12 protein-coding genes are annotated in these 16,018 nt (G+C 37.1%); all 12 read right to left on the bottom strand.

From position 1 onward, the window contains the following. Position 1: 1 nt before the first annotated feature. The 12 genes from AO058_RS05775 to sprA all read right to left on the bottom strand — a co-directional run bounded on the left by AO058_RS05775 (position 2) and on the right by sprA (position 15,993). A complete protein-coding gene (locus AO058_RS05775) occupies positions 2-541 on the bottom strand; it encodes a DUF420 domain-containing protein (RefSeq protein WP_075325664.1) in 540 nt (179 codons plus the stop codon). After that, positions 538-1,275, bottom strand: coding sequence for an SCO family protein (locus tag AO058_RS05770; protein WP_075325663.1), 738 nt, complete (start codon positions 1,273-1,275; stop codon positions 538-540). The genes AO058_RS05775 and AO058_RS05770 overlap by 4 nt, the downstream gene beginning before the upstream one ends. A 1-nt stretch (position 1,276) precedes the next feature. Next, positions 1,277-1,921 carry a hypothetical protein gene (locus AO058_RS05765; protein WP_075325662.1) on the bottom strand — a complete coding sequence of 215 codons (645 nt, stop codon included), beginning with the start codon at positions 1,919-1,921 and terminating at the stop codon, positions 1,277-1,279. Between the two features lie 85 nt (positions 1,922-2,006). After that, positions 2,007-2,369, bottom strand: coding sequence for a cytochrome C oxidase subunit IV family protein (locus AO058_RS05760; RefSeq protein WP_075325661.1), 363 nt, complete (start codon positions 2,367-2,369; stop codon positions 2,007-2,009). An 18-nt stretch (positions 2,370-2,387) separates the two neighbouring features. Then, positions 2,388-3,368 carry a cytochrome c oxidase subunit 3 gene (locus tag AO058_RS05755; protein ID WP_075325660.1) on the bottom strand — a complete coding sequence of 327 codons (981 nt, stop codon included), beginning with the start codon at positions 3,366-3,368 and terminating at the stop codon, positions 2,388-2,390. A 47-nt stretch (positions 3,369-3,415) separates the two neighbouring features. After that, positions 3,416-3,997, bottom strand: a complete 582-nt coding sequence (locus AO058_RS05750; RefSeq protein WP_075325659.1) for a cytochrome c oxidase subunit 3 — start codon at positions 3,995-3,997, stop codon at positions 3,416-3,418. Then, entirely contained in the window at positions 3,988-4,890 is a 903-nt protein-coding gene (gene cyoE / locus AO058_RS05745; protein ID WP_075325658.1) for a heme o synthase, read from the bottom strand. Before cyoE ends, AO058_RS05750 begins: the two co-directional genes overlap by 10 nt. Before the next feature lie 142 nt (positions 4,891-5,032). Then, positions 5,033-7,150, bottom strand: a complete 2,118-nt coding sequence (locus tag AO058_RS05740) for a gliding motility protein RemB (RefSeq protein ID WP_075325657.1) — start codon at positions 7,148-7,150, stop codon at positions 5,033-5,035. Between the two features lie 123 nt (positions 7,151-7,273). Further along, entirely contained in the window at positions 7,274-7,996 is a 723-nt protein-coding gene (locus tag AO058_RS05735; RefSeq protein WP_075325656.1) for an energy transducer TonB, read from the bottom strand. A gap of 44 nt (positions 7,997-8,040) precedes the next feature. Further along, positions 8,041-8,463: a VanZ family protein gene (locus AO058_RS05730; protein ID WP_198036138.1), complete on the bottom strand. Its 423-nt coding sequence runs from the start codon at positions 8,461-8,463 to the stop codon at positions 8,041-8,043. Further along, complete coding sequence (gene gcvH, locus AO058_RS05725; protein WP_075325655.1) at positions 8,435-8,815, bottom strand: glycine cleavage system protein GcvH; 381 nt, start codon at positions 8,813-8,815, stop codon at positions 8,435-8,437. Before gcvH ends, AO058_RS05730 begins: the two co-directional genes overlap by 29 nt. Before the next feature lie 62 nt (positions 8,816-8,877). Next, positions 8,878-15,993 (bottom strand): T9SS outer membrane translocon Sov/SprA, encoded by a 7,116-nt coding sequence (sprA, locus tag AO058_RS05720; protein WP_232228912.1) that lies wholly within the window; start codon positions 15,991-15,993, stop codon positions 8,878-8,880. Positions 15,994-16,018: the final 25 nt, after the last annotated feature.

Raw genomic sequence — 16,018 nt, 5'->3', positions numbered from 1 at the left:
ATTAATAATACGGAAACATAAAAATATAAACCAAAACCCCTGTAATTGCAACATAAGACCAGATTGGAAAGGTCCAGCGGGCAATTTTTGCGTGTTTATCATATTCGCCGGTTAAGCCGCGATACATGGTAAAAAGTACCAGGGGAACAATAATTGCTGAAAGTACTATATGCGTAATTAAAATAAAGAAATAAACAGGACGTAAAATTCCTTCTCCGCCATAAGGCACGGGATCGTTACTAATTTTAGAGATCACATAACTCACCAGAAATATGGCTGAAAGTACAAATGCGGTGATCATCACATTTCTATGCAGTTTATATTCCTTAATACTCATAAAGAAGTAGCCAAGCATTAGTAAAACAGCCGTAGAACCATTTAAAACCGCGTGAAAAAACGGGAAAGTTCCTGTTTGTGCGCCAAAAATATTATAACGCTCTGGGAGGTACATAAGAATAAGTACCAAAACCGGCACAAGTATTGATAATGCAATTATTACCGGCACCGCAATTTTATCGCTTTTTGTTAGTGCTTTTCTCACAGTAGTTTTTTAATATCTTCAATTAAAATATCAATTTGCGGTTCTTCTTCACCTTCTACAACCGATTTATTTCTTTCTACAGATCCTCGATAATAAATTATTGGGTTTCCAAAATTATCTAAACGTGATCTAATATAACCTTCTTTATCAACAAGCGCAAAAAGGCCCTGGTGAGCAAAACCACCGGGAACTTCACTATTTTCACCGGCATAAATATTATATCCGCCATTTGCCAGCCCGTAAATGGAATCTTTTTCTCCGGTTAATAGATTCCAGTTGGGATGATCTATTCCATAATTTTCAGCATAAGCATTTAAAACTTCTGGTGTATCATGTTTTGGATCTATTGAAAATGAAGCAATTCCAAAATCTTCTTCATTTTTAAATTCTTCCTGAACTTCTACCAGGTTTTGATTCATAATTGGGCAAATTGTAGGGCAGGTTGTAAAAAAGAATTCGGCTACATATACCTTCCCACGGTAATCTTTACTACTAACCGTGTCACCATCCTGGTTTATTAATTGAAATTCTGGGGCTTTTTTCTTTCTTCCGTTTATTTCGATATAAGAAAGTGCCTTATCGGTATTCAATTTTTTGTCGGCTCCTTTAATATTTAATCGGTCAGATTTTACTACTTCATCGCTACTAATCGTTTCAACTATTTTTGGAATAACAATTATTCCGAAAATTAAAATGATAAGCGAAAGCCCTATATAAGAATACTTTTTTTTCATGCTAATTGTTTTTTCTTTCGGCGTTGTTCTTTTTTAAAGCCAGCCTGTATTCAGCAAGAATAACTTTTACATCGTCGTTCATTTTATCACTCAATTCTGCCACCGAACGGGAGTCATACCCATAAACCTTTCCAAAATCTTCATCTTCATCACGCCCTCTTAAATTAAGGTCTTTATCTACAATAAAAACGTAAGGCGTATAAGTATTATTAAGCTGGTGTGGAGTGTTGAAACTTTCAAACACCTCTTCTACCTGTGCTGAAGTTCCAAAAATGAATTCCCATTTTTCAGTTTCAGAAATACCGCTAAATTCTTCTTTAAATTTTTCAGCTTCTTCCCTGGCTTCTTGTGGTAATACCACTACGAACTGAAAATCTTTGAATTCGTAATATTTTTCAAGTATTTTCTGGTCAAGATTAAATGTGTTTCCCTTTAGGTTATCGAGATCTTTCCCAAAAAAAGCTACAATGCTAATTTTATCTTCTAAACTAATAGGCTCCCCATCAAGACTTTCAAATTTAGAAACATCTTTAACTTCCGGAGTTAACACAGGTAATTTTGCGAAATTATTTTGACCTGAAGCAAAAAACATATAAGCAATAATAGGCAATGCAAAAAGCACTAAAAGCACTAAAAACTTTTTCATAATCGGGTCTATAGAAGTGAGTGCAAAAATAAAAAGACGGTATCACAAAACCGCCTTTCTCTAAACTTTTAACTTTTAAGCCAGATTAAAAATCCCAGGCTACGTGATTAGATTTAAACACCTCATAAATATAGTCACCTTCTGTTAGAAGAATAAAAATAAGGTAACTTATAAGAAAAACTGAGGTCCAAACAATTGCTCTTCGCAATCCTTTAGTTTCGCCTTCAAGGTGCATAAAAGACCAGGCAATATAATAAGCTTTATAAATTGTAAGAATTATAAATATCCAGTTAAGAAGAGACATACTTAAAAAAGAAGTTCTTGTAAGAAATTCTGGTTTAAAAATCCCTAAAACAACTTCTATAAGTGTAACGATAGATAGGATTACAAATACCGTCCAGATCTTCTTTGTATTAGATTCGTGATGATGTGCTGTACCGTGTGCCATTTTTAATATTTTCTAAAATTATACCAGGTAAAAGAATGTGAAAACAAATACCCAAACTAAATCTACAAAGTGCCAGTAAAGACCAACTTTCTCTACCATTTCGTAATTTTTTCTTCGCTCGTAAGTACCAAGAAGTACATTAAAGAAAATTACGATATTAATAAGTACCCCAGTAAAAACGTGAAAACCGTGGAAACCGGTAATAAAGAAGAAAAAATCTCCAAATAATGGCGGGCCGTATTCATTACGGGTAAGGTTAGCACCTTCTACCACTCCTGCGGCTTCATTATCTAATTTAGCAATAGATTCTTCACGAGAAAGGATGGTTTTTTCACCCTCTTCGGTCATTATTTGTGTTCTTATTAAAAGGTCTGGATTTGCAGCAAAACCAGCTTTTATTTCTTCTATAGAATAAGATGGCATAGCTTTTTCAGATTCAAACCATACTCCATTTTTAGATTCGTGCTCCACCCTATCTGAAGCTGCTGGGATAGCAATATCTGCCAGTGCTACCCTATGACCGTCGCCATCAATAAACTGAAGAACGTTACCTCCATTAGTGTAAACCGCGCCATAAGTTCCATTGATAAAATTTTTCCATTCCCAGGCTTGAGAACCAAGGAAAATAATTCCCCCAATAATAGTAAGGAACATATAAAAAGTAACTTTGGCTTTATTTAACTGGTGGCCGGCATCTACTGCCAACACCATGGTTACCGAAGAAAAAATAAGGATAAAAGTCATTAATGCCACATAATACATTGGCGCATCTACACCGTGTAAGAATGGAAAGTGATTAAAAACTTCGTCGGCAATTGGCCACGAATCCATAAATTTAAAGCGGGAAAACCCATAAGCTGCAAGAAAACCAGAGAAGGTAAGTGCATCGGAAACGATGAAAAACCACATCATCATTTTGCCATAACTGGACTTTAAAGGCTCATTACCACCACCCCAGGTTTTACCTTCGGTGCCTGTTCTAACAACAGTAGCTTCCATAGAAGAGTATTTAAATTTTAAGTATTGCGCAAAAATACGCAATTTTATTATCTAAAGAAATATAAAAACACAAACAGGTAAATCCACATAAGATCAACAAAATGCCAAAAAGTCGCACCTAACTCAATTCCAAGCATTTGACCTTTTTTATAACGTTGTTTAAAATGGTTATAAATTACTACCAAAAGCGTGATAATGCCCGCCAACAGGTGAGCCATATGCACTAGAACCAGTACGTAAATAAAGGAAGTTGTAATACTACTTTCACTACCGGTAAAGTAGTAACCTTCGGCTATAATTTCAGTAAATCCATTAAATTGAAGCGCCACAAATAAGACCGCAAGAACCAGTGTACCAATAAGTAAGGCGGAGGCGTTTCTTCGGTTTCCGGTTAAAATACTTTGTTTTGCTAACATAAACATGAGGCTGCTTAAAACTATAACAAGAGTACTCCACATGAATGCATTTGGAAGATCAAATTCTGTTAACCAGTCTGGCCTTGTTTTACTTACTACATAAGCACTGGTGAGCCCACCAAAGGTCATAATCATACTAATTATCCCAAACCAGAGCATCATCTTCTTTGCCCTATCGTATTTGTGCTTTTCGGCACCTTGAGTTAAATCCATTCTCTTATAAATTTATCAAAAACATATACTATTTGAAGTAGCGTAATATAAGATACGCTTGCAAACATCAATTTCTTAGCGGCCTGCGCCGTCTTTTCCTTATACAATTTTAAAGCATAATACAGCATTCCCAGGCCAAGTAGAAGAATGAGCCCGCCAGCTACCGGCGATAGAAAAAGTTTACCTGTAACTCCAAAAACAGGAATTAAAGAAACTAAAATGGTCCATACCGTATAAAGAATTACCTGTATGGCCGTTCCCTTATCGCGCTTTCCGGTAGGTAGCATAAAAAAACCTCCTTTTTTATAATCGTCAAACAACCACCAACCTATTGCCCAAAAATGAGGAAACTGCCAGAAAAATTGTATCATAAATAAAGTTCCGGGCTCTATACTAAAATCTCCTGTGGCCGCTACCCAACCTAACATAAAAGGAATTGCTCCCGGAATTGCACCTACAAAAACTGATAACGGGGTTTTAGTCTTAAGTGGAGTATAAACACTTACATATAAAAATATACTAATTGCCCCAAACATAGCCGTCTTGGGGTTTATAATGTATAAAACGATAAGCCCGGCGATGGTAAAAATACTTGCGATTAAAAACGCTGTACTTACCGACATTCTACCATCGGGAATAGGTCGGTTTTTGGTGCGATCCATAAGTGCATCAAGATCCCGCTCTATAATTTGGTTATAAGCATTTGAAGCGCCCACCATAAAGTAACCACCAATGGCAAGTAAAAAAACAGTAACAAAGTCTATGCTATCTGCACCCAAAAAATAACCTGCAACCGAAGAAAAAACCACGCTTACGGCAAGCCGCACCTTGGTAATTTCTTTAAAGTCTGTTAGGATAGAAGCCGAGGAAGTATGTACACCGGTGCTGCTCAAAAATAGGTTTTTTCAATTGGCGCAAAGATACTCCTTAATTGGGTTTTGGCAAGGGTGCAAAAATGTTAATTTTCAGCACTTAAGAAAATGAAAAAATATTGAATAAAACTACTTAAAATACTATAGTAATTTAGCAATTTATTTAATAATCGTAATACCAGTTAAAAATATCGGTACGTAAACCAAAATTTATCCAGGAAGTTGTATTCTCATAATTTTGATGCGTTTTTACATCGGGGTTAAAAGAGCGATAAATAAAACTACCGTAAAGCTTTAAATTTGTTGCCGGGTTTACAATATAACCTGCTTCAATATTCGAAAAGAAAGAAGTTGTAGTATTTCCCTGGCCAATTTTCACACCGACATCAAAAGGCCGCTGGCGCTCGCTGGTATAGATGTCTCCTCCATAGGCAGCCTGGTTTGTTGCCATATTATAATCAAAACCTCTATTGCCGTAAATTACTTTGGCACTTCCATACCATCTATCATTTTTATAGCGGGCAATAGCTAAAATCTCCCTGAAATTAGAGCCCCACAAGTGAGCCATAGACTGGTTATTATGCCCATAATTTAAAACCCCTGTGTTATGCGAATAAGTGTAAGGCCGTACCTGGTTATATTCTGCCTGTAGAAATAACCCGGGAATTTTAAAAGCATCAAAATATTTCACTCCCAATTGATACCCAAGTTTGTTTTTCCAGCTTTGATTCCCACCAAAAACATCAGAAGTAGAGAATTCATCTATAATCATTTGACCATAGATATTAATTTCATCTGAAAATTTATATTTTGAAGTAAGGCCAATAATTGCATTGCCGCCACGTGCCCCGGTAGAAAATTCTATAGCCCGATAAAAAATTACCGGGTTCAAATAATTTAAATCGAAGCCCCGGTTATTATCATTTTCCCAAACCACAGATTCAAATAAACCAATATTAAGCCTTTTGGTTACATTATAACTCAAGTAATGGTTGGCCATATATTTTGTTCTAAAGGAACCATTTTCTGTAACTGCCGGTCTCACATCACGCAAAGACATCCAGGTATTGGTATATTTTAACTTCCAAAACGTGGTGTTGAGTTTAAAATAAGGATATGGTGAAGCATTATCACTCATTAAAAGGGAGCGATAACCGTCTCCAATAAAGTTTTTGCCGTGGCCAAATTGAAGATTAAAAAACTTATTGGGTGTGTAAGACAAATACCCTTCAGCTACAGGATAATCATAACCTTCGTCCATAAAAGGTTTTGCAATTCCCCTGCCGGGTATTATAGCAGGATCGCCACCATCTGGCCTAATAGATTCGGCAAACCTATTGTAATAATCGACAAACCTGCCCTGATTTTCGTAAGCTACCGTATAAAAATTAAACTTTTTCCCTAAACCACCCTGAAAAATAAGAGCACGGGTGTTATTATACGTAAAATCGAAGTCTGTTTGCTGAAAATCTTTTCCTAACTGAAGATCTAAAGCAAAATCCAGGGTAAACCAATAATCTTTGGTTTGATATTGCACCAAATGCTCATTCCATAACTTTTTGCCAAACCAGGAATCTGCATCCCGCAGCATTTTATTTTCTTCAGCTTTAAAATTATAATATTTAGAAACTTCAGAAAAAAGCAAAGGCTTTGAAGCCGAGTGAGTATTCACTCCTATTTTATTGAATTCAGCATCAAAACGGCTGTAGTATTCATGCGATAAAGGAATATTTATCTGACTTTCATACCGAGGGCGCGTAAATTCTTCCGATTGAATTTGATCATATTCATTAGTCAGATCATCTTCTTGAGGTTGCTGAAAATTGATTTCTGAAATATCAGGTTCAACCTGGGAGGTAGTAGAAAAATCTTCAGTATTTAATTCCAACGGAATTTTTACAGGCATTTTAAACTGGACAAAAATTGGCCTGGAATTATAAGTAGCCGGCTTAATTTGAGGCAACAAATTAAAAACACGCTGCATTTCTTCCTTTAATTCTGCATAAGCTGCATCTGTATAAACAACATTAAAATTTCCGGTTTTATCAACTTCAAAAATAACAATGATTTCTCCCCTATAATTTTCTCGTATTACCTCTAAAGGAACTTCGTAATTATTCAGAACAAATTTGGTAAGGGTATTTTTAAAGCAGGTTTCTTTATTAGCAAAATCTACATTGGTACATTGAAGAAATTCAGGAAAACGCTGGCTATTATCCTGGGCCTGAGATTTTAAAATAATCGCACTTAGCAAGAAAAGAAGAAACAGGTAGTTCTTCATACTTAAAGTAGGGAAAGATTGGTTACACCTTCGAAATATACATTTTTTTAGATAGAGTAAACCAGCTTAAAATAAAAAATCCCGGGACAAGCCCGGGATTTAAATTTATACTAAATAAATGTCTTAGTCCTGAATTTGGAATACAATTGGTAAAGAGTACATAACCCCTACTGCCTTACCACGTTGTTTACCCGGTTGCATACTAGGCAATTTATTAATTACCCTTGCTGCTTCACGCTCTAACCTTGGGTGGGGCGCTCTGGATTGAACATTGGTAATATTTCCTTTTTCATCTATCTTAAACTGAACAATTACCCTGTTTACACCAGAAAGGCCAAGTTCTGCACCAAGATCTGTATCGAACTCACGGTTTACAAACTGACTAATCTTTTGGCTCATACATTGCTTACGCTCTTCGTTGTTATTTAGGTTTTCACAACCCGGGAAGATTGGCACATCTTCAATTACAGCGAAGGGAACATCTGCAACCTCTTCTTCTACGGGTGCTTCAACAACCTCTTCTACCTCAACAATTTCATCCATATTGGTTTCAGTAGACTCAATTTCGTCTTCTTCTACCTCTTCCTCATCCTCTACAACTTCAATAACCTCTGGTGCCGGAGGTGGAGGTGGAGGAGGTGGAGGTGTATTCTGCATCTCTGTAATTGGGATTTCTTCATCGTCTAAATCGTCCATATTTAACTGGCCGGTATCAATGGCTTCCTTGTCATAAGTCTTCCATTCAATTGCCCTCCAGGTAATTAATAGAACAACAATAAGCCCCAATTGCAGAAAAAATACACTTCTTCTGGTTAAATCGGCTTTTGGATTTTTCTTTGGTTCCATAATAGGTTATTGATTAATAAGGATTGCTAAATTAAATATTTTTTCTAAAAAATTAAATTAATCTTACTATTTAACCTTTTTAGACTCTTTTCAAAGAGAAGAAAGATAATAACAGCAAGCAAAATTCCAGCAGTATTCGCCAAAATATCATACCAATCTGGTTCTCTATAACTGGTAAGTACACCCTGTAAAACCTCAATTAACATACCAAACAGTATAGAGAGGCCGGCTATTTTAAATAGGTCACCTTTATAAGTAGCTTGAGGTCTATTTTTTTGCATAAAATATACCTTCCACAATGCTACAAGTCCAAAATAGGCCCCAAGATGTAAAAGTTTATCTGTAGGATTAAAACTCCCCACACTAATTTTACCGAGTTTCACTAAAGAAGAAACCGTTAGTAATATAGTATAAAGGCTCGCTACAAATAAAGTTATTTTAGCTACCAAGAACTTCTTTGTAGGCATCTGCACTTAAAAGATCTTCCAGCTGAGATTCATCAGAAAATTTAATTTTAATCATCCAACCTTCTCCGTAAGGATCTGAATTTACTTTTTCCGGCTCATCTTCAAGGCTCTCGTTAAATTTAATAATTTCGCCAGAAAGAGGCAAATAAAGGTCTGAAACTGTTTTTACAGCTTCAACTGTTCCAAAAACCTCTTCTCTTTCAAGGGTTTCGTCTACGGTTTCTACTTCTACATAAACGATATCACCTAATTCGCCCTGGGCAAAATCTGTAATACCAATTGTAGCCGTATCACCTTCTACCTTAATCCATTCGTGGTCTTTGGTGTACTTTAAATCTTGTGGAATATTCATTAGTTCTATTTTATATTAGAGCAAAGTTAATTTTTTAAAGCAATACTTCAAACAAGCCTCAATTAATTTCCAAAATTATATCTAAGTGTAATACCCGATCTTATGGTTGTTTGCGGAAATGCAGTAGATACTGCATATTCAGAGAAATTATGTTCGTAATAAAATATTGCCGTTAGATTACTGGAAATTGCATAATCTGTTGTAAAATTAATACGCCATATATCCTGGCCGGCAATTACCTGGCTGGTTTCTAAATCTAAATACCTTATAATACTCTTATTTCTTCTAAAGGAAACATCTGCTTTAAAATTAAGATCGCTGCTTAGAATACGATTGGTGCCTCCAAGGCCGGTGGCAATCCTTAAATCGCTAATTCTATAACCCGCACCTAAAATATATTCGTTTCCGGTGGTTTCAGTCAATAAATTATTATCAAAACTCAGGGAAAGCATTCGGTCTTTTCTTACTTCTGCTAAAAGCTGAATAGCATTTTTCGTTTCCAGGTCTAATCGGAAAAGCGGCGTAAATAATTCAGTTAAAACAATATTAGAATACAGCATTGGGTTTTTAAAATCCCCGGCTTGGTTGGTTTCAAATTCATTCTCGGGATCGTAATCCAGGTTTGTTTGAAATTGATTAATGGTATAGTTAGACTGGTAGCCATGATTGATGGAAATTCTTCTGAATTTATCTTTAAACCAACCAATTCGCATTAAACCGGTATACTTCATATTCCAGTTTGGCAAAGGCATATCTCTAAAAGCTCCCAGCTTAATATCTTCGGGATCTTTCCCTGCATAGGCCGAAACAAAAGCCGGTAATAAAACGGCCTGGTTTGTTTTTCCTATTCCTACCGGATAACCGTCTTCATCTACATTATTGGGATCTAAACCTCTCTCCTGAGCAATACGGCGAGCAATATTTAGGCGATTTTCCCTAAAGTTTTCAAAAGTTTCAGAAGATTGCTCATCTGACTGATTAAAGGCGGTTTTTATTAGAATAGTAGAAATATTAAAATTCCCATAATTATAAGGCGTCAAAGAAATATATTCCATGGTAGTAGGATTTACCCTATAATTCTCTGAGAAATTTTCTGAATAATTCCTATTTGCGCTAATATCTACAGTAAGATCTGGAACAATATCCAGCGAAGCCTGAACGTCTAATTGCTCGTTTTTAAGTGTAGAATACTGTTGGTTAAAATTTTGGAATAAGGTTAACCAACCTCTTCTGGCAGCGGTATACCTAACTTCATCCTGCCAACCAAAAGTAAAGGCTGTACTGGGCTGCAAGGTGCCCATAAACCCCACGCTGGGAGTATAACCGGGAAGAAAAGTCCCTTCATTTTCGCGATAGTTTACCTGCAGTCTACTTAAAATAGTTACAAAATCTACAAACGTATTAAAGCTCTTGCTAGTTTTCTCAACCACTTGGGTATTTTGGGTTCGCTCTGCATCTCGTGGACTTCCATCTAATGTAGGCACCCCGGCGCTTCGTTGCTTTATAGTTTGGCCTCCACGCCCTTCTTTCTTTTCCAGCCCCAGGTAAGAATACAGGCTCTCCATATCTAAACTTGCATTTATTTGGTGAGAACTTGAATTCTGAACACTATTTCCAATATCTGGAATTCCTTCCAGGTTTTCGTAAATCCTGGAACCGCGTTGCCATTGGAAATCGCCTGTATAAGAATACGTAGCATTTATAAATTCTAGCACAGGAATTTTATCAAAAGGAAGATCGTAATTAACCTGCAGATTTTGATAATGCAAATCTGGTGTGCCTATACTGAAAAAATTATCCCAAACCCCAATCGTATTGTTGGCAAAACCGTCTTCATCTATATAATTTCTTACTATTCGATTATTGGAAGCGTTGAAGCTGAAATTTAGAGAATTAGTAAGATTATAATTTACACCATATTCCCAGTTAAACATATAGTTTCGCTGGTAAAGTGTTGGAATTCCCAAATCATCGTCTGAGAGTTCCAGGGATCTAAATTTTTGTTCGTTGTATTGTCTTAAAATCGTAGAACTCGCATTTATATTAGAAGGCAGTAAATTCACATTAAAATCTCTTACCAGGGAATAATAATCGCTGCTATCTAAAGCCGAAATATTTTTGAAAGGTTCTACCTGTCTGGGTTCAAAATTAAACTCGTAGGTTGCCCCGGCTCTTACATTTTGGTTTAAAGACTCTTCAATTTCAAAATCCCGATGATCTACCTGATTATAAGAAGTTGTAAAAGCAAAATTCTCTATATCATAAGGCATGGGTTTTGCCTCGCCAGTGCGTTCCTTCCGCAAGCCTATAATATTTACACTTTGCCGTTTTGTATAAGACTGCGATTGTTTTTTTACCCTATCTCTTTCTACAGGATCTACAATATCGGCAAGTCTTGTTTCCAGTTCTAAATCAAGAAATTCCTGGTCGTATTTTGGTGTAATTAACTCCTCGCCCCTACTATAATTAAACGGAATTTTCACACCCCATTTTTCTGGAAGTAACTGGCCGGCATTTATATTGGTCACCACATCATATTGTTGTGAATTTTCCCGGCTCCGCTGATTTGGCCCCTGTTCTATTGTTCCAAACCCCACGGTACTTTTTCTACCGGTAGCGGCAACCGTAGCAAAATCAGAAAAATTGGTGTCCATATTAACTATTGTTGCCCAACCGCCTTCATTATCAAGATCTGAAAGTCTTAATTCGTTAAACCAAACCTCTCCACATAAATCCTGAACCCCATTGGTGGGAGTTCCATTTTTTAAACCTAACATTAATACTCTTACATTTCCAAAACTGGGGTTTCCTTTTATCCCAAGGCGTAATTGATCCATTTCATAGGAGTCTTCTTCGTCAATTAATTTCAGGTTTTCGGTAAAGAAATTTAATTCTCCAGAATTTAAAGAAGGATCTCCTAAAACACCCGTTTTTACGCGTTGAAGTAGTTCCAACGGAAGATTCATTCGGTTAACTTCCGGCCAGATATCTTCAGCAGTCATCGCGCCAAAAGCCGTGGGACTTAATGGAATTTCAATTTGATAATAATTATCGGTAAAATCGGTTCCCATTCTTACAAAAGCTACCAACTGTCCCTCTTTTAAAGGAGTTTGGTTGGGTAGCGATTCAGCGTGTAAAAACATTTCAAGGTTTTTATACTGCCGCATATCTATCTGGAAATTTTTGTAAACCGCCCTCGCATCCTGTGGTTCCAGATCACAAACCCTAAGAGAAAGTGATTGCTCGTTTTGCCTTATATTGGTATTATTTTCAAAAAGCTCTTCTCTAATTACGCCCGGAGGTAAAACATAAGGCACCGGTTGCCTATTTTCGTTTTCCTCAATATTTACTGCTGAAACTTCAAAAAGAGTGTTTTGATTTTCCGGAAGAATATTTCTATCTCTTAAACCGCGATTATACCTTCGGTAGTCGCCTCTCACCAATTCCATAGTTCCAAAGCGCAATAAAGTTTCTTCTTCAAAGCCACTAAGAAACATTCTCATAAAACGAATAGATCTATAATCGGCTATACCTCCTTTAGCATCTGTAGGCTCGTAAATTGGAATTTTAAACTGAAGCCAGCGCACCGGGAGTTCATTCCCATTTCTAAGCGTGGTGGTAAGTTCTTTCTCGTCCGTTATATATTGATTATTTTCTACGCCCATCCCAGGGAAGAAAGGTATTTTATATTCAAAATAACTATCTATAGTGTTCATTGTATTATCCCGGTTCACATCTTCAGTAGTTGGCAATGTGGTATTTCCCCTATTGGTATCGCCAACTTCTGGCGGCGAGTTGCCATCTGGCCCGTTATAATTCCGGTAGCGATTAACTATATCGCCATCGGTATTTAGAAAATAATCGTAATTATCTGCCGCAGGATCGGGTAAATTGCTGAATTCAGGAAATTTTAATGATTCTTGCGCATCTGATAGACCGTCATAACCCACATCCTGGTTGGTTCGCTCTTCCCCTTCAGAATCAAAAGCATAAATTAAGGATTGGTCTGCAGGGACTTTGGCAACCTGCGTTTCTATGGTATTTTCTGCGCCACCACTAGCGGGCAAACCGTTTTCATATTGTTTACGACCATCTTTCAGAACATCTTCAGAAATATTCCCTAAATTAAAATTGATAGTTCCCGCTGAATTTCCCCTATTTTCAGAATAAATATAAGGGTCCATTACCCAAAATTCTATAAACTCTACATTGCTTTGTTCAAAATTGGTAGTATTTATTCCGCGCATTATTCCTCCAAAACTTTCCGAAGGATTGGGCAGGGATCCATTTGTGGCTGCAGGGTTAAAATTATAAGGCCCACGTTCTTCAGGAAAATAAGCTACATCCATAGTGTACACCACCTGGGGCTGTCCTTGCACTACATCGGTATTCGGAAAAATTTCGCTCAAGGCAACTCTTCTTGTTGCGTAGGTAGAAATATCGTTATCTGTAATCCCATTGGGGCGGTTACTGCTATAAAAAATAGGATCTATAGTATACCAGGCCAATTTCGCCCTTTTATCACCCACCTTTATATCGCCATTGGCGCGTTCCCCACCATACCCAAGCGGAACACTACTTAATTCCCAACTTAATGGAGCACTAATATCTATTGTAGTTTGCGCTGCTTCAAAATCGTCTATATAGGTGGTTGCTTTTCCCTGAAAATCGTTAATTGCCGGTGCCCCAGGTTGTAAATAGGCAAATTCTCCAGTTACCGAAAAGTTAGAAGGTACATCGGTATCTATGTTGGGCAACTTATTTACCAGCCTTGTAAACAAAGGAACCTCGGTAGAATAATTCACATTAAAACCGAAAATTGAATTATTTATGGGCTCGTAACTGTAATTTGCTTTTTGGGTTAGCGGGCGTTCCTTGAGGTTTAGGAAAGTAGCACCAACCAGGAAATTTTCATTAAACTGATGTTCTACATTTATCCCTGTAAAACGTTTGGTTTGCTGCCCAAACAAGGCATTATTTTCGGTATTTACCTGGATTGGAATATCTGAAGCTAACAAAGCTTCGTCTATAATTTGAACTCTTCCCAATTCATAATTCACTACATAATCTACACCTTCCTGCAACAACCTACCCCCGGCAGTTACGGTAACAGATCCCGGCGGAAGGTTAAAGCCAATAGGAATCCCTTCAACTTCGCCCGATTTATATCTCCCTTTTAACTGAAATTTATTCTTATCGGCATCTTCCTGTTCTGCCTGTGTTCTCGTGGTTCGATATAAAGACCTAAAAACATATTTTTGTTGATTGGCATTCCAGGTTTCGGGATTATTATAATCTTCGGTTCCGGTATTGGGGGAGTTATCAAGTTTTTCAAATAAATGCCGCCCAAAGGGTTCTACCGAAGTAAAAATTATATTTCCATTTTGTGGATCTATTGTTAGACCAGGCACATAATCAAAGAAACCATCTCCACCATTTATAGGGTCGTTATTGTTATTTAATTTATCGAGGTTAAAAACCCTAAGCAATGGGGCTTCCCTAACATCTTCAGGCAATGGTACCGAGCCATCACCAGCAGGTTTTATATAATTTAGTGGCTGCGGATCTGTATATAAAATATTCATTCTAAAATCTTCCCGCTCTAATTGATAAGCGCCAAGACTATAAATATTTTTCATCATTAAATCCCAAACAGGCTCATCTACATTTGTAATAGTGCTTTTTAGCATTTTAACCACCAGGTTCTGGTTTATGCGCTGGTTTGTTACCGGCTCATTGGGATCTTGTGTTGGGTTTTGAGCAGGATTATTGTCTCCTGTTGCATTCACGCCATCGTTGGCGAATTCTCCAACCTGGTAAACTTCACCGTTTACCGTATACTGAAAGGCGATGGCTAAAATTTCATCATTGCTTAATCGCTGGTTTAAGGAAATATAACCAAGTTGGGTGTTCAAACTATATTCGTTGGGCTGCAATTGTCTTGCATTCTCCAATTTTACATAATCCAGCCCTTCTGAAACCTGAACTCCGCCAAAACCATTATCTACCGTTGCCACATCTCTAATTGCGGACGTAAGCACAGATTCTGCCGAACCATTTATACCAAATGGATTAAAATCGTTATTCTCGTTATCTGGAAAACTTCCTCCTGGCTGATTAAAAAACCCTGCTGGAATGTTATCTAAACCTATATTTCCCGGTAAATTAGTTTCTCCCAAATCCTGGATAGCGACAATATTCCTCGTATCGGTTAGGTTTTGAACATTATTGGTTCTATTGGTTACCCAAACCTGCACCCTTTTAATCTGAATATTGGTATTTATAAAAGGATAATTTTTAAGCGCCTCATCATAGTTGTCTCTAAAATAATGAGAAAGAAAAAAGTGACGATCCTGGTCGTAATCCAGTGCAAACTTTTCAAATTCTTCTACAGTAGATCCACCTTCCACATTTACCGTTCTTCGTTCTGATTTCTGTTCAGAAAACACACCGGTAATTCGGGTTTTTCCAAATTGTAATTCGGTTTTAAATCCGAACAAACTTTGTGCGCCCTGCATTAGCGCATTATTGAGCGGCATATTTACATTTCCTACTTCAATTTTTCTTACAATATCATCTTCGGTAGGCGTGTATTCTAACTTTAATTGATTTTGAAAATCAAATGTAGATTCTGTATCGTAATTGGCGGTGATTTGTAAGCGTTCCCCTATTTGCCCAAGCAGGCTTAAACTAATTCGCTGATCGAAATCGAAAGTGAGGTTTTGCCTGTTCCTTGGAGAAAAAGCCGGGTTATCCTGTTTGGTGTAAAGCAAACCCAAATCCATCTCTACCGTTCCCTGCGGAACAATATTAATTTCTGAGCCACCAAAAATGCTTTCAAAAAAACTATTATTTACGTAAAAATCTGGCAATAAATCTCGCTGAATTTCCGCTGCTCCTTCTTTTCGCCCGGCCTGCGCATCAATTTTCTGCTTAAAATAATTGCGCATTTCTTCATCTAAGACCAGGTTTTCGTATTCTTCAGGAGTTAAAATTAAAGGGATAGAAAGATCTAAATCTCCCAACTGCTCCCGATAAATATACCGGTCTAAAATAGGATCGTATTCGTAGAAAGAAGAGATTAATTCAGAATCAGGCAGCGTTATTTCACCCAAAGTATACCCGGTTTCGGTGGTATCCTGAGGGGTTTCCTGTGCAGTGGAACTCAATGAAATTATCAATGACAACAACAAGCTGAGCTTA

Source organism: Salegentibacter sp. T436 (genome assembly GCF_001932675.1).
Taxonomy (GTDB): domain Bacteria; phylum Bacteroidota; class Bacteroidia; order Flavobacteriales; family Flavobacteriaceae; genus Salegentibacter; species Salegentibacter agarivorans.
The sequence above is the reverse complement of the archived record's forward strand: the minus strand, read 5'-3'. Positions and strand labels throughout refer to the sequence as shown.

Bases quoted from the DNA above. Each gene is read 5' to 3' on its own strand.
- AO058_RS05755 (WP_075325660.1), bottom strand. From the start codon at position 3,368: ATGGAAGCTACTGTTGTTAGAACAGGCACCGAAGGTAAAACCTGGGGT.
- AO058_RS05740 (WP_075325657.1), bottom strand. From the start codon at position 7,150: ATGAAGAACTACCTGTTTCTTCTTTTCTTGCTAAGTGCGATTATTTTA.
- AO058_RS05750 (WP_075325659.1), bottom strand. From the start codon at position 3,997: ATGGATTTAACTCAAGGTGCCGAAAAGCACAAATACGATAGGGCAAAG.
- AO058_RS05730 (WP_198036138.1), bottom strand. From the start codon at position 8,463: ATGCCTACAAAGAAGTTCTTGGTAGCTAAAATAACTTTATTTGTAGCG.
- AO058_RS05760 (WP_075325661.1), bottom strand. From the start codon at position 2,369: ATGGCACACGGTACAGCACATCATCACGAATCTAATACAAAGAAGATC.
- gcvH (WP_075325655.1), bottom strand. From the start codon at position 8,815: ATGAATATTCCACAAGATTTAAAGTACACCAAAGACCACGAATGGATT.
- AO058_RS05765 (WP_075325662.1), bottom strand. From the start codon at position 1,921: ATGAAAAAGTTTTTAGTGCTTTTAGTGCTTTTTGCATTGCCTATTATT.
- AO058_RS05770 (WP_075325663.1), bottom strand. From the start codon at position 1,275: ATGAAAAAAAAGTATTCTTATATAGGGCTTTCGCTTATCATTTTAATT.
- AO058_RS05735 (WP_075325656.1), bottom strand. From the start codon at position 7,996: ATGGAACCAAAGAAAAATCCAAAAGCCGATTTAACCAGAAGAAGTGTA.